The 20,309-nt window shown below is 45.0% G+C and carries 20 protein-coding genes; 17 read left to right on the top strand and 3 right to left on the bottom strand.

Annotation, left to right across the window (positions count from 1 at the left end; genetic code table 11):
- Positions 1–67: 67 nt before the first annotated feature.
- Positions 68–1,456, top strand: a complete 1,389-nt coding sequence (locus tag JK628_RS15350; protein ID WP_202285536.1) for a hypothetical protein — start codon at positions 68–70, stop codon at positions 1,454–1,456.
- A 125-nt stretch (positions 1,457–1,581) separates the two neighbouring features.
- On the opposite strand, the gene JK628_RS15345 is transcribed toward JK628_RS15350, so the two are convergent.
- On the bottom strand, positions 1,582–2,463 hold the full coding sequence (locus JK628_RS15345) for a 1,4-dihydroxy-2-naphthoate polyprenyltransferase (RefSeq protein ID WP_202285534.1): 882 nt from the start codon (positions 2,461–2,463) through the stop codon (positions 1,582–1,584).
- 324 nt (positions 2,464–2,787) lie between these two features.
- Here JK628_RS15345 and JK628_RS15340 point away from each other — a divergent pair, with 324 nt between their 5' ends.
- The 5 genes from JK628_RS15340 to ompW all read left to right on the top strand — a co-directional run bounded on the left by JK628_RS15340 (position 2,788) and on the right by ompW (position 6,649).
- Entirely contained in the window at positions 2,788–3,687 is a 900-nt protein-coding gene (locus tag JK628_RS15340; RefSeq protein WP_202285532.1) for an SDR family NAD(P)-dependent oxidoreductase, read from the top strand.
- Between the two features lie 66 nt (positions 3,688–3,753).
- Positions 3,754–4,623 (top strand): acyl-CoA thioesterase II, encoded by an 870-nt coding sequence (gene tesB / locus JK628_RS15335; protein WP_202285530.1) that lies wholly within the window; start codon positions 3,754–3,756, stop codon positions 4,621–4,623.
- A 39-nt stretch (positions 4,624–4,662) separates the two neighbouring features.
- Positions 4,663–5,067 (top strand): YbaY family lipoprotein, encoded by a 405-nt coding sequence (locus JK628_RS15330; RefSeq protein WP_202285528.1) that lies wholly within the window; start codon positions 4,663–4,665, stop codon positions 5,065–5,067.
- A gap of 69 nt (positions 5,068–5,136) precedes the next feature.
- Positions 5,137–5,700, top strand: a complete 564-nt coding sequence (locus JK628_RS15325) for a nucleotidyltransferase family protein (protein WP_202285526.1) — start codon at positions 5,137–5,139, stop codon at positions 5,698–5,700.
- A gap of 301 nt (positions 5,701–6,001) precedes the next feature.
- A complete protein-coding gene (gene ompW / locus JK628_RS15320) occupies positions 6,002–6,649 on the top strand; it encodes an outer membrane protein OmpW (protein ID WP_202285524.1) in 648 nt (215 codons plus the stop codon).
- Positions 6,650–6,740: 91 nt separating this feature from the next.
- Here the strand turns inward: ompW and JK628_RS15315 are convergent, their stop codons facing one another.
- Positions 6,741–7,508 carry an SDR family NAD(P)-dependent oxidoreductase gene (locus JK628_RS15315; protein ID WP_202289842.1) on the bottom strand — a complete coding sequence of 256 codons (768 nt, stop codon included), beginning with the start codon at positions 7,506–7,508 and terminating at the stop codon, positions 6,741–6,743.
- 216 nt (positions 7,509–7,724) lie between these two features.
- Here JK628_RS15315 and JK628_RS15310 point away from each other — a divergent pair, with 216 nt between their 5' ends.
- From JK628_RS15310 to JK628_RS15300, 3 genes are all read left to right on the top strand, one after another.
- Positions 7,725–8,126 (top strand): YbaY family lipoprotein, encoded by a 402-nt coding sequence (locus JK628_RS15310; protein WP_202285522.1) that lies wholly within the window; start codon positions 7,725–7,727, stop codon positions 8,124–8,126.
- A 69-nt stretch (positions 8,127–8,195) separates the two neighbouring features.
- Positions 8,196–9,143: a homoserine O-acetyltransferase MetA gene (metA, locus tag JK628_RS15305; protein WP_202285520.1), complete on the top strand. Its 948-nt coding sequence runs from the start codon at positions 8,196–8,198 to the stop codon at positions 9,141–9,143.
- Positions 9,144–9,578: 435 nt separating this feature from the next.
- Complete coding sequence (locus JK628_RS15300; RefSeq protein ID WP_202285518.1) at positions 9,579–10,769, top strand: acetyl-CoA C-acyltransferase; 1,191 nt, start codon at positions 9,579–9,581, stop codon at positions 10,767–10,769.
- 23 nt (positions 10,770–10,792) lie between these two features.
- Here the strand turns inward: JK628_RS15300 and JK628_RS15295 are convergent, their stop codons facing one another.
- A complete protein-coding gene (locus JK628_RS15295; protein WP_202285516.1) occupies positions 10,793–10,987 on the bottom strand; it encodes a hypothetical protein in 195 nt (64 codons plus the stop codon).
- Here JK628_RS15295 and JK628_RS15290 point away from each other — a divergent pair.
- The 8 genes from JK628_RS15290 to JK628_RS15255 all read left to right on the top strand — a co-directional run bounded on the left by JK628_RS15290 (position 10,976) and on the right by JK628_RS15255 (position 20,263).
- Positions 10,976–12,475: a CoA-acylating methylmalonate-semialdehyde dehydrogenase gene (locus JK628_RS15290; protein ID WP_202285514.1), complete on the top strand. Its 1,500-nt coding sequence runs from the start codon at positions 10,976–10,978 to the stop codon at positions 12,473–12,475. The genes JK628_RS15295 and JK628_RS15290 overlap by 12 nt on opposite strands.
- A gap of 221 nt (positions 12,476–12,696) precedes the next feature.
- Entirely contained in the window at positions 12,697–13,854 is a 1,158-nt protein-coding gene (locus JK628_RS15285; protein WP_202285512.1) for an acyl-CoA dehydrogenase family protein, read from the top strand.
- Between the two features lie 79 nt (positions 13,855–13,933).
- The gene (locus JK628_RS15280) at positions 13,934–14,707 is read left to right on the top strand and encodes an enoyl-CoA hydratase (RefSeq protein ID WP_202285510.1); all 774 of its coding nucleotides are present in this window, start codon (positions 13,934–13,936) and stop codon (positions 14,705–14,707) included.
- Positions 14,707–15,882 carry an enoyl-CoA hydratase/isomerase family protein gene (locus JK628_RS15275; protein WP_202285508.1) on the top strand — a complete coding sequence of 392 codons (1,176 nt, stop codon included), beginning with the start codon at positions 14,707–14,709 and terminating at the stop codon, positions 15,880–15,882. The genes JK628_RS15280 and JK628_RS15275 overlap by 1 nt, the downstream gene beginning before the upstream one ends.
- Positions 15,883–15,951: 69 nt before the next feature.
- The gene (mmsB, locus tag JK628_RS15270) at positions 15,952–16,857 is read left to right on the top strand and encodes a 3-hydroxyisobutyrate dehydrogenase (RefSeq protein ID WP_202285506.1); all 906 of its coding nucleotides are present in this window, start codon (positions 15,952–15,954) and stop codon (positions 16,855–16,857) included.
- A 29-nt stretch (positions 16,858–16,886) separates the two neighbouring features.
- Positions 16,887–17,645 (top strand): SDR family oxidoreductase, encoded by a 759-nt coding sequence (locus JK628_RS15265; protein ID WP_202285504.1) that lies wholly within the window; start codon positions 16,887–16,889, stop codon positions 17,643–17,645.
- Positions 17,646–17,793: 148 nt separating this feature from the next.
- Positions 17,794–18,021: a hypothetical protein gene (locus tag JK628_RS15260; RefSeq protein WP_202285502.1), complete on the top strand. Its 228-nt coding sequence runs from the start codon at positions 17,794–17,796 to the stop codon at positions 18,019–18,021.
- Positions 18,022–18,226: 205 nt separating this feature from the next.
- Entirely contained in the window at positions 18,227–20,263 is a 2,037-nt protein-coding gene (locus JK628_RS15255; RefSeq protein WP_202285500.1) for a S9 family peptidase, read from the top strand.
- The last annotated feature ends 46 nt before the right edge of the window (positions 20,264–20,309 follow it).

Below are 20,309 nucleotides of genomic sequence, written 5' to 3'. Positions count from 1 at the left end.
ATTAGCATTTCACTCACAGATATGGAGCTGATGGCAAGAGCTATCCGCTTCAACGATAGGATTTAAGATGAAAAAAACATCTCTTACTTTAGCAATGTTGCTAATGGCAGCTTGTAACTCAAATAACCCAAATGATGGTACGCCAACGCCGCCAATCGATGAGTGGCCACCAGCTGAAGAGCTTGTACATGCCCTCTATATCAGCAGTGCCCAGAGCCCAAATTGTGGTATCTCAGCTGTTGATTACTCTGTTTTTGATATTGATGGTGTATCGATAGCAACAGGCCTGTCCAATGAAAGTGGTGCTATTTTACTTGAGGAGCTCCCTGCGGGAGCGCATTACCTTAGCTATTTTTACCGTAGCCAAAACCCAGCATATAAATACTGGAGCAGCAGCACATTTGAATTAAGCATGCTCTCTCAAGCAAGCAAAGTATTACTGACGCATGTTGATGACGGTGATGTAGCTGAGTGCTTCGCTATTCAGGACAGTGCTAAAGCCTTTACCTTTGTCAACCAAAGCGGTGGAGAAACCTTACAGGTTGTGAGCAATGGAGAGCTGAGTAATAGTGGCACTGCAGTTAATATTGCTGAAGAGTCACCACTGTTAGTGACCAGTTTTGATAGTGACAGCAACTTGCTATTTAGTGAGTTGCTCGATAGTCGTGACTTTGATGATGGCAGCGAAATTGCCATTATCGCTGAGACACAGAGTAAACGGGTCAATGTTAATACGCCGATGAGCAGTGAGCATTTTAGCTTAACGTATCTCAACTATCCCTTAGCAGGTAAGTTCCAATCTGCACTCAGTGCTGCGCAAGTGCTTGTACCTGATTATCATATCCATGAAGGCTCTATCACTGCAGTTAACGACAGTATTGTTGATAATGATCTCTGGGTTCAACGTAGAGAGGTTAAGGATGATGCATTAACATTTATTGATATCAATGAGATGAAGATAACTGCAACTTTCCCAACCCATGTCGACCAAGGTGACAATTTAGCCACTGACGTTGAATTTGAGTTAAGTGGCAGTGATGTGACAGGAGCTACAGCTGGGCACTACTCAGATAGGTTATATACCGGTGGTGGACCTTTTTGCGCAGAAGATCCAAGCTATTGTCGTTATATCTATCGTAATGTGTTTGCTACCACTCAGGCTGGTAAGCTATTTATTGCTCCTTTGCCTGAAGATATTTTGTTTCATTGGATGGGCGGCGGTATAACCAGCCAAGCGTTAATCATTACAGATCAAGATTCAGTCGCTGCATTGCAATCGTTAGCAGCCGGTGAGGCGAGCCACTCTTTTGAGTCAGGTTTCGGCGCAGCTGATACAGATAAAGCCTTAAGCGTGTCACAGTTACAATTAATGCCTGTATCGGCGCAGACTCGGGATGAGTTTGAGCAGCGTTATCAAATAGAGTTTAATGCACTCGGTACAGCAAATGTTAACTAGGCAATCCTTAGACTTAATGCTACTCAGATAAGCATTATTGCGTAAATAGTAAGTGGATAGCGGCTAGAGCACTGAACGTAGATATGTTCAGTGCTTTCTTTTATCTGTCTTTTCAGTGAGCAGGCCTAAAAGAGTAAATCAATGATCAGCCCAGCGCTAAACAAGGCGCTAAAAATCATCGTGAGTTTGGCCGTACGTCCCAATAAAGGGTTTAGTGCGGCGCCAGTGACTTCATTAAAATCACGGCATAAAGTACGTGCCAGGATAAACCCAAGACCTGCCAGCAACACAGGTAAACCTGCGAGTGCTCCCATCAAAAAACCTGCAATGATAATGGCAAAAGGCAAGTAGACAAAACTTTGATAAAAAATACGTGCTTGCGCTAAACCAAGACGCACAGCGAGTGTTTTTTTGCCTGCTTTAATATCGGTGTCCATATCTCGGGTGTTGTTAACCAGCATTATAGCCGCATTAAGAAAACCAATAGCTGAGCCGAGTAGCCAGGCACTACTACTGGTGGTACCGGCTTGCAGAAAGTAGCTACCGACCACAGCAACAAGTCCAAAAAAGACAAATGCAGCTACTTCACCTAGTCCATGAGAGGCTAGGGGGTATGGACCTCCGCTATAGCCCAATGCACCTAAAATGGCAGCCGCCGCTAGAAAAGTAATAGGCCATCCACCATGGGCAATTAAAAATGAGCCAACAATGAGTGCTAATACAAGACATAAAACCATTGCATTACGCACCGCAGTTGGACTTAATAAGCCGCTTTGTGTCACTCGAACTGGCCCGACACGCTCAGCCGTATCGACACCACTTTTAAAGTCAAAATAGTCATTGGCTAAGTTAACCGCAACCTGTAATAACACGGCACAGAGCATAGAAGTGACTGCGATGAACCCGCTGAATTGTTCAAGTTGCAGGGCTAAAATATTACCGACCAATAATGGCCCAATCGCCGCAGGCAAGGTACGAGGGCGTATTGCTAGTATCCAAGGATTCATTTTTATTATTACTTTACAGATATATATCGCAGGATTACGACGTAACATAGGAGTGTAGATCTCATATCATAGCAAAATTAGCAGCGTCTAAAAAGTGGATTTCCTGTCGAAAATTGCGTCTAAGTTAACATTATCGTCAACTTGAGGCTTTGGTGAGCAGAGCGGTTTGAATTTTTAGATCTAGCGCACACCTGTCCACAAGTGTTGTATGCAATATTGAGCTTGGATTTGCAACTGCAGTGTCAAATCCTAGTTTTTGAACATTTTAAGTTGTCGATTGTGTTACAGGGAAGTCACCTGCAAAATATCTGAGGGTCTAGGGATATGCGTTTTGAACACCAAGTTGCCATTATTACTGGTGCAGCTTCAGGCTTAGGGCGAGCTTATGCTATAGCGTTAGCAGAGCGGGGAGCACGAGTTGTCATTGTAGATAATGAACCATTAACCTTAAAAGATGCAGGTTTGCGCAGCTGTGCTCAAGCTGTCACTGCACTGGGGGGCAAAACCAAAGTATTTTGTTTAGACGTCAGTGATTCTGCTGCGGTGCAACAGATGGTTGATGAAGTGCTGTTGGACTGGGGGAAAGTTGATATTTTAATCAACAATGCAGGTATCCATCACTCATGTCCGTTTGAACACTTAAGTGAGAAAACTTGGAAACGCCAGTTTGATGTCGATGTGCATGGCAGCTTTAACATGACGAAGGCGGTATGGCCAAGCATGAAGCTTAACGGTTACGGTCGAATTATTATGACCTGCGCCAGTTCAATCTTTGGCGATGTATATGAGTCGAGCTTCAGTGCGAGCAAAATGGCGTTGCTAGGCTTGGTTAATAGCCTTCACCTTGAAGGCGATGAGTTTGGTATTACGGTCAATACGATTACCCCCCATGCCGTCACCCAAATGACAGCTCAGCACCTTGCTCCTGCAGTTAGGCCACTGTTTTCAAAAACGACGGCCTTGTCAGTGATGCTTTACCTATGCAGCTCCAAATGCCCGTCTGGGAAACACATCTTTGCCGCTGCTGGTGCGATTAGCCAAGCTGAACTCGTCGAGTTTAGCGCGAGTCGATTTACTGCTGAAGAGTGTACACCTGAAGTCATTCACAGCCGTTGGGGTGAGATCTACCGTGCTAAGCCCTATCGAGGCCGATCATCGGGAGAAGCACAGGTGTTAGCATGGGCTAAAGCCTCGGCGGAACAACGTAATATCGATATAGAGTAAAGCTGGCGAGGAAAGGGGGTCTTGAGTTAAGCTAGCCAGTAATAGTCGCCACATTTTTAGGTTCCGATGAGTCAAGTATTAGATGATCTACTCGCCTTACTTTCTTTAGAGCAGATTGAAGAGGGGTTATTTCGCGGGCAAAGCCAAGATTTAGGCTTTGGTCATGTGTTTGGTGGTCAAGTGATGGGCCAAGCCCTAAGCGCAGCGAAACAAACCGTCTCAGCTGATCGTAAAGTGCATTCACTGCACTCCTACTTCTTACGTGCTGGTGATGAGAAATTACCGATTATTTATGACGTAGAAAATATGCGAGACGGGGGGAGTTTTAGTGCCCGTCGCGTCAAAGCAATTCAAAAAGGTCGTCCGATATTTTATATGACTTGCTCATTTCAGGCCCACGAAGAGGGTTATGAGCATCAAGCTGTTATGCCAGAGGTGCCTGGACCTGAAGGCTTACTTAATCAGCAAGAGCTGGCTATGACGCTGCAAGACAAAGTCCCTGCCAAAATGTTAGAGAAGTTTATGGCAGATACCCCGATAGAGATGCGCTTGGTTAACCCCTGCAATCCGCTAGCGGGTAAAGCCACTGAGCCGGTGCGCCATGTTTGGATCCGTGCCAATGGCAAGGTACCTGAGAACTTGTGCGTACATGATTATCTACTGGCTTATGCATCGGACTTTAATTTCTTGGTGACGGCAGCTCAGCCCCACGGCGTGTCATTTCTAACCTCAGGTATGCGTATGGCAACCATAGATCATGCAATGTGGTTTCATCGCTCATTCGATTTAAGTCAGTGGCTGCTGTATAGCATTGAAAGTCCCAATGCCAGTGGTGGACGTGGTTTTGTGACTGGACAGTTTTTCAATCAGCAGGGGCAATTAGTGGCTTCAGCGACCCAAGAAGGCCTGATCCGCATGACCAATAAAAAGTCATAACTCACGCTATTTTTAAAGATAAATATTCAGGATGAAAAGATGATTTCAGTAATAAAAAAGTGGACCGTTTTACTGTGTTTGTTAACACTTAGCGCATGTGTAACCGTTGAAGAAGTCCCACCTGTAATGGTAAATGGAGCGGCGGGTTATCTCGAGAAGTTGGCGCTGCCGGAGGGGTGTTCTATCACGATCGCTATCATTGATTTAGACACGCCAGGGGTTATTGTTGCTCAGAAGAGCTTCAATATTGTACGGGCGCCAGTGCCGTTTAAGTTCTTATTACCAGATGCGTCTATAGATGATTCAGTTCATTATGGCGTAGTAGCAATGATCGAATACAAAGGCCAAGTGATATTCCAAACTTATGATCGCTTCCCTGTTATTAGCAATAACAAATTCACCACGGAAGTGTTGATGAAAGCGGTGCCTGCACCGAGGTCATAAAGCTTATTTTTTGAAATAAAGGAGCCTAGGCTCCTTTTTTATTGCAGTAATTTAACTGAGGCTTTATTCATGATTGAGGCAAGAGAGCAAATTACTCAATGGCTTAGAGAGGATGGCTACCGTTATCAAGCTTTATTAGTCGCTAAGGAAATGGGCCTACCCCAATGGATGTTAGCTGCAGGTTTCGTGCGTAACCTAGTATGGGACAAGTTGCATTCATTTAATTCTCGACCACTAAATGATATTGATCTTATCTACTTTGACTCAAGAAATCTGAGCGCTGAACAAGATAAGCACTATGAGTCTCAGTTAAAGCTTATGGCGCCAAATTACCCATGGTCTGTTAAGAATCAAGCTAGAATGCACCTTAAAAATCAAGATGCCCGCTATAAATCATGTCACGATGCGATGGGCTATTGGCCAGAAAAGGAGACAGCTGTAGCGGTCTCTATCACGCAAGGAAATGAACAATATCGAGCTGCATCACTACAAATAACCGCCCCTTTTGGCTGTGAAAGGTTATTTGAATTAACCTTGAGCCACAATCCCCAAAGAAGCAAACAACTCTTTCAGCAAAGACTCGAGGTTAAGCAATGGTTAAAACACTATCCTCTTCTGCGCGTTGCTGTTTGATTTTTAGCCTTACTCTGCTCTTAACGCAGTAATATTAAATGTGAACGAACTGTAGCTACGCGATCTTTCATGGCTGTTCAACTTATGCACGTACTTGCTTTTTATCACGAAATTATAAGATGCAACTTCAATATACCTTATGAAAACGTGACCTAGATCACTACCAACTACCGCTAAATAGGTATTTGGTCTCGCTATTGATCTGGATCAAGATTTGCTGGTGTTAATTCTGGCAGGCTACGCACCAATGTAAGGATATTGATAATAAAAACAGCAACTCATGTTGTATTGATGGAGTAATATGATGAACAAAAATATCGTTTCTGGATTGATTGCTACAGCCCTACTTACTACCGGTTTTACCTCTTCAGCACTTGCACACCAAGCGGGTGACATAATTGTTCGCGCAGGTGTCGCTGTGGTGGCACCTAATGAATCTAGCCCTATTGTTGCTGATGTCGCTGAGTTTAGCGTGAGTAATAATACTCAACTTGGCCTAAATTTCGGTTACATGCTTACCGATAACATTGGTATCGAGCTTTTGGCAGCGACCCCTTTCTCACATGATATTTCATTAGGTACGCTTGGAAAAATCGCTGAGACTAAACAACTTCCGCCCACATTAGTCGTGCAGTACTATTTTGGTGATGCACAATCTAAGTTACGCCCCTATATTGGTCTAGGTGTTAACTATACTAACTTCTATGACAATAAATTTACCGATGACTTAGATGGCGCATTGACGGACCTGAGTATGAGTAGCTCGGTAGGCTTAGCCGGTCAAGTGGGTGTTGATTATCAAATCAACAAAAATTGGTTAGTGAACGCGTCTGTTTGGTATGCGCAAATCAGCAGTGACGTTAAATTTAACCTAGGTGATGTTGCGCAGAAAGTTGAAACCGATATCAACCCTTGGGTTTACATGGTGAGCGTAGGTTATACCTTCTAGTCATCAGACTGACTTGGATCTCCCCCCCAGTAAAAAAGGAGCCTAAAGGCTCCTTTTTTGTTTTGTTAATTCATTAAGCCACAATTCACAGCTAGTCTTTTTTAGCGGCTTTTTCGGCTTGCTTTTGTGCCTTAGTTTTCCAATGACGGGTATTGTAAACGAACTCTGGTAGCAGCTTGGTCAGCCAAGCAACAAGGCGCCAGCGCTTAGTGACATAGGCTTTACGTTTACCGGCTTTCATCGCTTTAATGACTTGGCTTGCAACTTCTGCTGGAGGCGATAGCCAAATACGGCTCTGCTGCAAGGCTGCTTTATCGAGCAAGCCCAATTGGATATCAGTAAGGGTGATCGGTAGCTTTAATCGCTGGGCATGCATGCTCAGCCCTTCGAAGTAGTTCTCGGCGTAACTTTTAGATGCATGATAGGCAACATTGGGTCCGCCCCTTAAACCCGCAATCGAGTTAATCGCCGCTAATTGGCCATAGCCTTGATCTCGAAAAAGCCTAAAGGCTGTATTGCATATGGCTGAAAAGCCCTGCACATTTACCGTGATGATATCCTGCTCTGGTTGCCAAGGCAGTTCAGGGTCATAGCTATTTAATCCTGTATTGACTAGCACTAGATGGGCGCCGCCTAGAGAGTTCCACACTGCATTAAGTGTTGAAATAACAGCTTGAGGATCATCTATTTGCAGTGGAAATACTTCAGCCTTAGTCGGAAGAGATTGGCTAAACTCAGTGAGAGATTGTGGATCTTGTGCTAATAAGGCGAGCTCTACACCATCGTCAGCAAGCTGTTTTGCTATTTCACGGCTGAGTAATGAGCTTGCGCCCACAATTATTGCAGTTGCTTTTGTCATATAAATATTCGACTTCAAATAGGTCACTTATCATAGGAACATTAGTGTATTAGAACAAGATTAATTGTACGTTGCTGTGACAGGGATACTGAGTTCAGCCAAACGCAATAGGTGATCACTAGCTAATAGCTGTGATATTCACCTTAAAGTCATACAAATTTCAACTTCAGACATATAGACTTCTAGATGTCTTAATGTATTATTAGGAGCGTTAACATGAAAAATTGCTTTAAGCCTTTAATCTCTTTTATTGTCGCCGCAGGTTTATTATCGGGCTGTGCGACCTCAAATGCGATAGTCGAGATCCAAGGAGAGGTTTGGTACAAGGAGCGTATAACATTACCAGCTGAAGCTGTTATTACCATTAAAGTGCAGGACGTTTCATTGATGGATGCACCTGCGGTAGTCATCGCTGAATTTGAACGCAGTGATGTTAGTACGCCGACATCTTTTCAGTTCCTGATCAACCGAGATCAGTTTGAAGAAGGGCACACTTATACTGTCGGGGCGCATATTAGCCTTAACGACAAACTTATGTTTATCAACGAACAAGCTTATAGAATCGATTTAGCCTCTAGTGAGCCTATGTCGGTTTTATTACAGAAGGTAGCGCGCTAAACCGACTTGCGATGCAAGGGTTACTGGCGCCTCTTTCTGTTATTACTCTAATTAAATAAGAGGCGCTGTATGCCGGTTAAAATCCCTGACAATCTGCCCGCGGCAGAAACCTTGGAGTCTGAAAACATATTTGTAATGTCTGAAACGCGTGCTGCGAATCAGGACATTCGTCCCATGAAAGTACTGATCCTCAATCTGATGCCAAACAAGATTGAAACTGAAACCCAGTTACTCCGTCTATTAGGTAACACACCCTTGCAGGTCGATGTGGATTTACTGCGCATTCACGATAAAGAGTCTAAGCACACTTCAATCGATCATATGAATAATTTCTATCGTGATTTTGAGCAGGTGCGCGGTAAAAACTATGATGGTCTTATCATTACAGGGGCGCCGCTAGGTCAGGTTGAATTTGAAGATGTCTCTTATTGGGATCATATCAGAGAGATTATTGATTGGTCACAGCAACATGTCACATCGGTACTGTTTTTATGTTGGGCCGCTCATGCAGCGCTCTACCACCTGTATGGACTTAATCGTACACTGCTGAAGGCGAAACGTTCAGGGGTATTTGTCCACACACGAACTTGTGAACATTTTCCGTTGCTTCGTGGCTTTGATGACGAATTTTATGCGCCACATTCTCGTTTTGCTGAAATGAATGTAGAAAAATTACGTGAACATCCTGAGCTACAGGTATTAGCGGAGTCAGAGCAGGCGGGTGCCTATATGGTACTCAGTAAAAATAGCCGTAATTTGTTTGTTATGGGTCACCCTGAGTATCAAAAGTCGACATTAAAAGATGAGTACAATAGAGATTTATCGCAAGGTGGTGCGCCTGAGGTACCACAGAACTACTTTAGCAATGATGATCCCACTCAACAGCCTATTGCTCGCTGGCACAGTCACGGCAGTTTGCTCGTTAGCAACTGGCTCAACTACTATGTTTATCAGTTAACGCCTTACAACTTGGATGATTTGAACGGAAGAACCCCTTGGGAAACTGAAGTGTTGTAACATTTCTCGCAATCATAGTTATAGCTAAACCGGTATCTATTTGGGTACCGGTTTTTTATTGTCTCAGGTTTATAAGAACAGCAAGTAATACCTCCTTCTATAGACCCATTTTTCTTGCCTAAAAAATTTTTGTTAGTGTCATTATTTCTGCCGTACTTTCTGCTGTACACCTTTTGTGTAAATCCTAAGTGACATCACAACAGTATACTTTGGTATGGGTTTGACCAATCAGGGCTTGCTTTACGTTCGCGTAAACGTCACAGTGTGGAAATGTTGAGCGAGATCACATTTTAATCGTTAGCGGTTTTATGGAAATGTTGTATTTCTATTTTATACGTAGGTATCTGTAATCATTTGAATAAACCTATCTTATGAACTTAACGTAAATCGCGAGTCGAGCATAAAAATAAGCCCTAAAGTCATACCGGAGTATATATGAGTTCAGATCTGTCAAACCAAGATATCGTTATTGTTGCCGCTAAACGCACCCCTATGGGTGGATTTCAGGGGGCACTTTCAAGCGTCGCTTCGCCAAAACTTGCTGCGACTGCGATTAAAGGGTTAATGCAGCACAGTGGCTTGAAAGGCGAACAGATAGATGAAGTGCTTATGGGCTGCGTATTGCCTGCAGGCCTGGGCCAAGCGCCAGCGCGTCAAGCTACTCTTGGTGCTGACTTGCCATTATCAGTCGGTGCTACGACAGTGAATAAGGTCTGTGGTTCAGGTATGAAAACCGTCATGCTGGCGCACGATTTAATTAAAGCAGGCAGTGCAAATGTGGTTGTCGCTGGCGGTATGGAAAATATGAGCCAAGCGCCATATCTTCTCGATAAAGCGCGTGGTGGCATGCGCATGGGTCATGGCAAGGTGTTAGATCACATGTTCCTTGATGGTTTAGAAGACGCCTACACCGGTGGCGCTATGGGCACGTTTGCTCAAAACACCGCCGATGATTTTAAATTGACTCGCGAGCAGATGGATGATTTTGCACTGAGTTCATTAGAAAAAGCCAACGCCGCTATTAATACAGGCGCTTTCGAAGCGGAAATCACTCCCGTCACTGTGGTTAATCGCCGCGGCGATATCGTGGTTAACACCGATGAGCAACCGGGTAATGCTCGCCCAGACAAAATCCCAACACTACGCCCTGCATTTGCGAAAGACGGCACGATTACCGCCGCAAACTCAAGCTCAATTTCAGACGGTGCAGCAGCATTGATGCTAATGACCCGCGCACAAGCAACTGTTCTTGGGCTTAACGTGATGGCAACCATTAAAGGCCACGCTACGCATGCACAAGAGCCTTCAATGTTCACTACCGCGCCGGTTGGGGCGATGAATAAGCTGTTAGATAAAGTGAACTGGACTAAAGAAGAAGTTGATTTGTTTGAGATAAACGAAGCCTTTGCCATGGTTACAATGTTGGCTGTTTCAGAGCTTGGACTTGATATTGAAAAGGTCAACGTCAACGGCGGTGCATGTGCTTTGGGTCACCCAATTGGCTGCTCAGGTGCTCGTTTGCTGGTCACCTTAATCCATGCACTTAAAGCGCGTGGGCTAAATAAAGGTGTTGCATCGCTATGTATTGGTGGCGGCGAAGCAACAGCAATGGCAATTGAACTATAAACCGTATTTTGAACTGTTAATCGTCAACTTTGGCGATTTGTAGCAATAGATAAACCGTATTCAACAAGACTCGATTTAAGGGTAAGCCAGCGGCAAGCATCACTGCCCAACAGTGATGCTTCGCAAAATAAAATAATAATGGCCGCCCTTAAATCATCATTTTGCTCATCACTATCAAAAATAGGCGATGATAAATAGGAAGCGATATGACTATTCAAGTTAAGCACTACATCGATGGCGAATGGACTTTAGGTACTGGCGATCACCAGATTGCTGTTACCAACCCTGCTAACAATGAAACGATTGCAGTTGTGAATGCTGCGCTGCCGAGCGAAGTTGAAACCGCTATAGCCAGCGCGAAAACCGCTTTCAAGACATGGAAAGAGGTACCTGTTTCTGAGCGTGCACGCGTGATGCTTAGATATCAGCATCTGCTAAAAGAGCATCATGATGAGATAGCGACTATCTTGGCACAAGAGACGGGTAAGACGTTTGATGATGCCAAAGGTGATGTTTGGCGTGGTATCGAAGTGGCTGAGCACGCATGCAATATTGCTTCGATGATGATGGGTGAAACGGTAGAGAACGTGGCACGTTCAATCGACACCTATAGCTACACCCAACCTCTAGGCGTATGTGCGGGTATTACACCGTTTAACTTTCCCGCGATGATCCCACTATGGATGTTCCCACTGGCTGTTGCTTGCGGTAACACCTTTGTCCTTAAGCCATCAGAGCAAGACCCAATGACGCCACAGCGCCTTATTGAGCTGTTTGTAGAGGCTGGCGCGCCAAAAGGCGTTATCCAGTTAGTTCATGGTGACAAGACAGCTGTTGATATTGTATTACGCCATCCAGACATTAAAGCAATCTCTTTTGTAGGCTCAGTCAATGTCGGGCAATACATCTACAAGACGGGGACCGATAACCTGAAGCGTGTGCAAGCATTTGCCGGGGCTAAAAACCACTGCGTTATTATGCCTGATGCCAATAAGCAACAGGTTATCAATAACCTAGTCGGTGCCTCCGTTGGCGCTGCTGGTCAGCGCTGTATGGCATTGTCGGTTGCCGTTTTTGTTGGCGCCGCGAAAGAGTGGATCCCAGAGCTTAAAGAGGCAATTTCAAAAGTTAAACCTGGTCTTTGGGATGATAAAGACGCCGCCTACGGGCCAGTTATTAGCCCTGCGGCTAAGCAACGAGTCGTAAGCCTTATTGCACAAGGTATCGAAGAGGGCGCTGATTGCTTACTTGATGGCACCGACTTTACTGTTGAGGGCTACGAGTCAGGTAACTGGGTTGGACCTACCATGTTTGACAAGGTCACCACCGACATGAGTGTCTATAAAGAGGAGATCTTTGGCCCTGTACTGTGCTGTATGAACGCCGAGTCATTGGAAGAAGCTATTGAGATTGTTAACGATAGCCCTTACGGCAACGGCACCGCTATCTTTACCGCCAGTGGTGCAGCCGCGCGTAAATATCAGCATGAAATTGAAGTGGGTCAAGTCGGTATTAACGTGCCAATTCCGGTACCGTTACCTTTCTTCTCATTTACGGGGTGGAAGGGCAGTTTCTACGGCGATCAACATGCATACGGTAAGCAAGCTGTGCGTTTCTATACTGAAACCAAAACTATTACAGCTCGTTGGTTTGAGTCTGACATCGCGGTGGCGTCAGCTCCCAACATGACTATCGACCTTAAGTAATAATATCAGCTAATTGCCACCTATTTTAGGTGGCAATGTTCGTTTGGCTTAGCCGCTTATTAGGCGAGCTTAAATCAAACAAAAAAACTTAATAATGAATAGAGGTCAGCAAGGTTAGCCATTAACGATTGATAGTCGTTAAAAGCAATCATTAGCTAAAGACCCTAAGCCTTGAATAAGGCAAATTACAGTACCGTATACAGTAAAAAAGGAGTAAACAGATGGATTTTAATCTGAATGACGACCAACGCCAATTCGCAGAGTTAGCTAGCCAGTTTTCAAGAGAGGAACTTGCCCCTTTCGCTAGCAAATGGGATGAAGAACACCACTTTCCAAAAGAGGTAATCCAAAAAGCAGGTGAACTCGGTTTTTGCTCTTTATATTCACCTGAATCTGAAGGTGGCATGGGATTATCTCGTTTAGACTCTTCTATTATTTTTGAGCAACTGTCGATGGGATGTACTGCGACTACGGCCATGCTAACTATCCACAATATGGCGACGTGGATGGTCACCAGTTTTGGCTCTGAAGCCTTGCGTAGCGAGTGGTCTGAATCATTGACTACAGGACAAAATTTGGCGTCATACTGTTTAACCGAGCCTGGCGCGGGTAGCGATGCTGCATCACTGCAAACAAAAGCGGTACGCGATGGCGATGACTACCTAATTTCTGGTTCAAAAGTGTTTATCTCTGGCGCAGGTGCGACAGAGTTGTTAGTGGTGATGTGTCGTACAGGCGAAGCGGGTCCAAAAGGGATCTCTGCGATTGCTATTCCTGCCGATGCAGCAGGCGTTATCTACGGTAAAGCGGAAGATAAAATGGGCTGGAACGCGCAGCCAACTCGCCAAATCACCTTCGACAACGTCCGCGTCCCCGTAAGCAATCTGCTCGGCGAAGAGGGGCAAGGCTTTATTTTCGCCATGAAGGGGCTCGATGGCGGTCGAATTAATATTGCGACTTGTTCAATCGGTACTGCACAAGCAGCACTTGAACGTGCAACACAATACATGAACGAGCGTAAGCAGTTTGGTAAGCCTTTGGCCGCGTTTCAAGCGCTGCAGTTTAAGTTAGCCGATATGGCTACAGAGCTCGTGGCTGCCAGGCAATTAGTGCGTTTAGCCGCCTTTAAATTGGATGAAAAAGATCCTGAAGCGACGGCGTATTGCGCTATGGCAAAACGTTTTGCTACCGATATTGGCTTCCAAGTGTGTGATGCAGCGCTGCAGATCCACGGTGGTTATGGTTATATTCGAGAATATCCATTAGAGCGCCATGTACGTGATGTGCGTGTGCACCAGATCTTAGAGGGAACAAACGAAATTATGCGTTTGATTATCTCTCGTCGTTTATTAGATGAAAACGCCGGCGCGATTTTATAAGCAATTACTAAAACTATTGAGTTAATACAATCACAAAGCCGTTTAATCATTGATTCAAGATAATTTAAAAGGAGTTTCCATGTCACTATTATTAGAGAAGATCGTCGGCCATACCGCGGTTATCAGCATGAACAACCCGCCGGCGAATACATGGACCGCAGCAAGCTTGCAGGAGCTCAAAGCCAAGGTACTTAAATTAAACGATAACAAAGAGGTTTACGCCTTAGTTATTACAGGCGAAGGAGACAAGTTCTTTTCCGCTGGTGCAGATTTAAAGCTGTTTGCCGATGGTGATAAAAATAACGCTGCAGATATGGCGCGTTATTTTGGTGAAGCGTTTGAAGCATTAAGTGCCTTTCGTGGTGTATCGATAGCCGCTATTAACGGCTATGCAATGGGTGGCGGTCTTGAAGTGGCGCTAGCATGTGATCTTCGAATTTGTGAAGAGCAAGCACAGTTGGCATTACCGGAAGCGACTGTCGGACTACTGCCTTGTGCCGGTGGTACACAAAACTTAACCGCACTCGTGGGCGAAGGCTGGACTAAGCGGATGATATTGTGCGGTGAGCGTATTAAATCTGCTAAAGCGGAAGCGATAGGTCTGGTCGAGGAGGTTGTTGCTACGGGTGATAGCTTTAATGCTGCGATGGCATTGGCAGAACGAGTGGCTAATCAAAGCCCGAGCAGTGTTGCCGCGTGTAAGCGTTTAGTTCAAGCGGGTCGCAGCATGCCTCGGGCTCAAGCATTACCATTAGAGCGTCAGGAGTTTGCAGACTTGTTTGATACTGAAGATCAAGCTGAGGGTGTGAGCGCCTTTTTAAATAAGCGTAAAGCAGTCTGGAAAAACGGCTAATGACTACATCATTAAGTACCACTACAAATACGGTCACTGATACTGTAACCAATAGTGTGGTGTTCCAAACATTAGGCACCGCATCGGGTAAACAGATTGGCGTGGCAACGCTTAACATCGAAAAAGCCCTTAACGCGCTTAATATTGAGATGGTTCAGCTGTTAACTAGCCAATTAACAACGTGGCGTAGCGATAATAATATTGCTGCTATCGTGTTAGATGGTGCTGGTGATAAAGCGTTTTGTGCTGGTGGCGATGTGCGTGCAATCTACCATGCTGCAGTGGCAACACCGGGTAAAGTCACTGCGCAAGCGACTGACTTTTTTAAGCAAGAGTATCAGCTCGATTACCTACTGCATACGTTTGGCAAGCCTGTATTAGTGTGGGGTGATGGCATTGTCATGGGCGGTGGGCTTGGGTTAATGGCGGGGGCAAGTCACCGAGTGGTTACCGAACATTCGCGGATTGCCATGCCTGAAGTGACCATCGGTTTATACCCGGATGTCGGCGGCAGCTATTTCCTTAACCGAATGCCGGGCAAAGCTGGGCTATTTTTAGGGATGACCGCGTACAACATGAATGGCGCAGATGCGCATTATGTTGGTATTGGTAACCATTACCTCAATCGCGATGACAAAGAGTTACTGTTTGATGCGATGGCAACGGTGGCATGGTCAGATGATAAAGCGGCTAACCACAACATACTGCATACGCTGCTTGATGACATGCAAACACAATGTGCAACACCGTTAGTGTCAAGTCAGCTTGAAACACACCAAGCGATGATAGATGAGTTAATGGCTGGTGACTTATCAACAATCGTTGCGCGCCTCAGTTCATTAAGTGATGAACAAAAAGAGACACAACCTTGGCTAGCTAAAGCCTGCAAAGTCATGTTGGCGGGCAGCCCTATTAGCCTTGCTTTGGTGCACAAACAGTCAATGCTGGGCACAGACATGAGTTTAGCTGATGTGTTCAAGTTTGAGTTAGGCTTAAGCGTTAATTGTTGTGCTAAAGCTGACTTTGCTGAAGGTGTGCGCGCGTTACTTATCGACAAAGATAGAAGCCCGAAATGGTTATATCAGGACGTGGCGTCAGTGCCGAATGAGTTGCTGTCATCACTGATGAACTCACCTTGGGATGAAACAAGCCACCCTCTGAGGGATATGCTTTAAGGCTACACCCATCCTACTGATTTAAACAAATACGATACTGCACTTGTTAAGGGTGCGCAGGAGCAAAACATGAGTACTGTTGCATTTATTGGTTTAGGAAACATGGGCGGCCCAATGGCCGTTAATCTAATTAAAGCGGGCTTTACTGTTAAGGTTTTTGATTTGGTTCCCGCGGCAATGCAAGCGCTGGCCGAGCAAGGCGCACTCACCGCAACGAGCGCCTGTGGCGCTGCTGCCAGTGCTGATATTGTGGTGACCATGTTGCCAGCTGGCAAACATGTTCGTAGCCTCTATATTGGCGATAGCGACAACAAAGGATTAGTCGATGTGGTCGCGGCAGGGACATTACTCATTGATTGCTCAACCATAGATGCAGATAGTGCACGCTTTGTGGCAAAGCACGCTGCTGACAAAGGTTTAGAGTTTGTTGATGCGCCAGTCTCAGGAGGCACCGCAGGTGCTGCTGCTGGCACGTTGACCTTTATTTGTGGTGGCAGTGATAGCGGATTTGGGCATGCACAGGTTGCACTTAAGGCTATGGGGGCCAATATATTTCATGCGGGTGGTCCTGGTGCTGGGCAAGTGGCTAAGATATGTAATAATATGCTGTTGTCAGTATTGATGGTGGCAACATCAGAGTCGTTGCAGATGGGTATTGACCACGGACTCGATCCTAAAGTGCTTTCAGACATAATGAAAGTCAGTAGTGGTGGTAATTGGACGTTAGATAAATATAATCCTTGTCCTGATGTTATGGAGTCGGTACCGTCGTCAAACGATTATCAAGGCGGCTTTATGGTTGACTTGATGGTAAAGGATTTAGGACTTTCTCAAGAAGCGGCTTTGTTATCAAATTCGAGCACGCCAATGGGTGCTTTAGCGCGCAGCCTTTATGTGAACCATGCGCGTCAAGGTAACGGTAAACGCGATTTTTCGAGTATTTTTGAGCAGTTTGCTCCTAGATCTTCAGAGTAATCAACAGATAAAAAATAAAGGGTAATTCAATGGATTTAAAAGATAAGGTTGTAGTAATTACTGGTGGTGCGGGTGGACTAGGCTACGCAATGGCGGAGACTTTAGCGGCCGCAGGTGCCAAGCTCGCACTTATCGATGTTGACCAAGAAAAGTTGGAAAAAGCCTGTGCAAACATTGGTGCTGTTACTGAAGTTCAAGGTTATGCATTAGATATTACCGATGAAGAAGATGTATTTTCAGGTTTTCAGTTTATTAAAGAAGATTTCGGCCAAGTCAATGTATTGATCAACAATGCAGGTATTTTACGTGATGGCTTAATGTTAAAAGCCAAAGATGGCCAAGTGACAGATCGTATGTCTTATGATCAGTTTCAGTCGGTTATCAACGTCAACTTAACAGGCACATTCCTCTGTGGCCGTGAAGCGGCAGCTGCGATGATTGAAACCAAACAAGAGGGGGTGATTATCAACATCTCTAGCCTTGCTAAAGCCGGTAACATGGGCCAGTCAAACTACTCAGCGTCTAAAGCGGGCGTGGCTGCGATGAGTGTGGGTTGGGCTAAAGAGCTTGCACGTCATAATATTCGCAGTGCAGCAGTCGCACCGGGTGTGATCGAAACTGAAATGACAGCGGCAATGAAGCCGGAAGCGCTTGAGCGTTTGCAAAAAATGGTGCCCGTCGGCCGTTTAGGTCAGGCGGAAGAGATAGCTTCTACGGTGCGTTTTATCATTGAAAATGATTATGTTAACGGCCGCGTATTTGAGATTGATGGTGGTATACGTTTGTAATATCGAGTCTCTCGCTAATAATTAACGGGCATTTGCCCGTTTTTTTATGAGCGTTAATTACCGATACGAATGGCATAATAGCCGAGATATACGTCATAATTAGCTTAAGTAGGCTAGATTTGTTTTAGAAGAGGAGTGTGGGGTTACGATGGACTGGTTAGAGAAAGCAACCAAAGTAATGATGCTAGTGGTCGGTTGTAGTGGATTGTTAGTGATCTACTTTGGCTTTTTGTATTTGATATTTAGCGGAAATAATACTGCCATTATTCCATGGTACATATTGCTATCACCTTGGGTTTGCATCTATTTTGGACTAAGAAAACGCACTCAACTTGAAATTATGCAGTGGTTTATCAACAAGTTTACCCGTAAGTAAGCCCTATCTTTCGAAGCTTTAGCGGTGAACGTAACCAAAATTTTAGATTAACGGCTTTTAACACAAGTTGTACTAACAGATACCTATACCGATGGGTATTATAGAGTTGATATAATAGCCGTGTTAGCTTTATTATCGTTTTTAAAGCGTAAAGCTTAAGACATGCAGCAACTCATCTTTTATTTAGACAGAACTTAGGCAACGAATGAGATTTTTAATTGCATCAATCCTGACCTGTGCAACATTATTGATAACGGTTGGCTGCGACGCACCTAAATCAAAGCATACTGAAGCCGTAGCCGCTGAATCATTACCCGACGGCGTACAAATAGCAGATTTTGGTAGCTGGAAATCACCTGTTACCGCTGAGCATGTTTATGATCTGTCTGACAGTATAGGTGAGATCCAAGTTACTGCTGGTAGCATCTATTTTACCATTCTCGATGCTAGAAATGAGGGCCAGCGTGGAGTCAAACGAATAGATGATGCTGCTGTGGTCGTTGAAGCTATTCCCTCCAGTTTTGATATCGGTAGCCGTGTGCATGAGTACGGTGGCGCACCTTTTGTTGCGATAGGTAATAGCCTGTTTGCCACTAAACACTCAAATCAACTCTTGTATCGTATTGCTCCTAATCAAGCACCGTTTCCATTGACACCCTCAGGCACTCGACACGCCGACTGTATATCAAACTCAAAAGCTTCCCGTTTAATCTGTGTCAGAGAAGACCATAGAGCTGCTGATAAAGTGGTTAATCAACTCGTTGGCATTAATTTAAGTTATGCAGATGAAGGCGAAGTACTCACTAGTGACGCTGATTTTTACTCCACCCCCGTTATCTCTCCAGATCAAACTAAATTGGCGTGGATAACATGGGATCACCCAAACATGCCGTGGGACAACAGCAAACTATGGCTGGCAGATCTCGATAACAAAGGCGCGCTGACTAATATCAAACAGGTCGCTAAAGCGCAAACAGCTTCAATCACTCAGCCGCTTTTTAGCCCCAATGGACAGCTCTATTTTGTCGCGGATTACACTAATTGGTGGAATATTTATCGCCTAAATGAGTTTGATCAAGCTGAGATAGTACTCGCGCAAGAGGCCGAATTTGCTGTTGCGGCTTGGCACTTAGGTCATCACAATTATGCATTCGAAAATGAACATACCTTAATCGCCAGTTATAACCGTGAAGGCGAAGCTGGACTTATCCGTATTGATACCGAAAGTGGCGTCACGGATCCTATTGCTGTCGATTTTGCAGAAATTACGTATGTAACAAAAAGTGAGAATGAAGTTATTTTCGTCGGCGCGAAAGAAACGCCTGAAAAAGGGATTTATAAAGTACAAGGACGCTCTGCCCAGCTGATTTATGCGCCCGAACTAACAGTAATGGACCCCCTCTTTATTTCAAGAGCCGAGAGTGTCAGCTTTAAAACGGGCAATAATGACACCGCCCATGGATATCTTTACCAACCAGCAAATCCAAATTTCCAAGCACCAGCAGGGCAAGAGCCACCGTTAGTGATGTTTCTGCATCCCGGCCCAACAGCTCAGGCTAACCGAGCATTTAGGCGTGACATTCAGTATTGGACGAGTCGTGGTTTTGCTGTGTTTGATCTCAACTACCGTGGCAGTACCGGTTTTGGCCGGGATTATCGCAACAGTCTTTATGGTAACTGGGGTAAGTCAGATGTAGAAGACGCGGTCAGAGCCGCTGGTTTCTTGGTTAATCGTGGCGATGTCGATGGGCTAAAACTAGCCATAAAAGGAACTCGTGCTGGTGGTTTTACTGCATTATCAGCCGTTGCTTATTACAGCACGTTCGGCGCTGCAGTAAGCTACTCAGGCATTAGTGATGTAGAGTCATTTAAACGTCATACGCATAAGTTTGAAAGTCATTATTTAGAGAAACTTATTGGCGAATTTGATAACTATAAACGTCGCTCTGCGATGAACAACCTCTCTGGGATTAATGAACCTCTACTGCTTGTTCAAGGAGTCAACGACTCACTGATCCCGGCAGAACAAACGCTGCAGCTCTATAATGCCGTGAAACAAAAGGGTAGGCCGGTAGCCTATCTAGAGTTTAATGACGACGCTGCTAATCGAGTGTCGCCGCAAAGTAAAAAGCGTGCTTTAGAGTCTGAACTGTCGTTTTATGGTCAAGTCTTCGGCTTTACGCCAGCCGGAGAGACTCCAGCGCTCATCATTGAAAATATCGATAACTTAAGGCGCAGGTAGGCTTTAGCATCGTACTAGGTACTAGGTACTAGGTACTAGGTGCTAG

The sequence above is a fragment of the Shewanella sp. KX20019 genome (genome assembly GCF_016757755.1).
Taxonomy (GTDB): Bacteria; Pseudomonadota; Gammaproteobacteria; order Enterobacterales; family Shewanellaceae; genus Shewanella.
The sequence above is the reverse complement of the archived record's forward strand: the minus strand, read 5'-3'. Positions and strand labels throughout refer to the sequence as shown.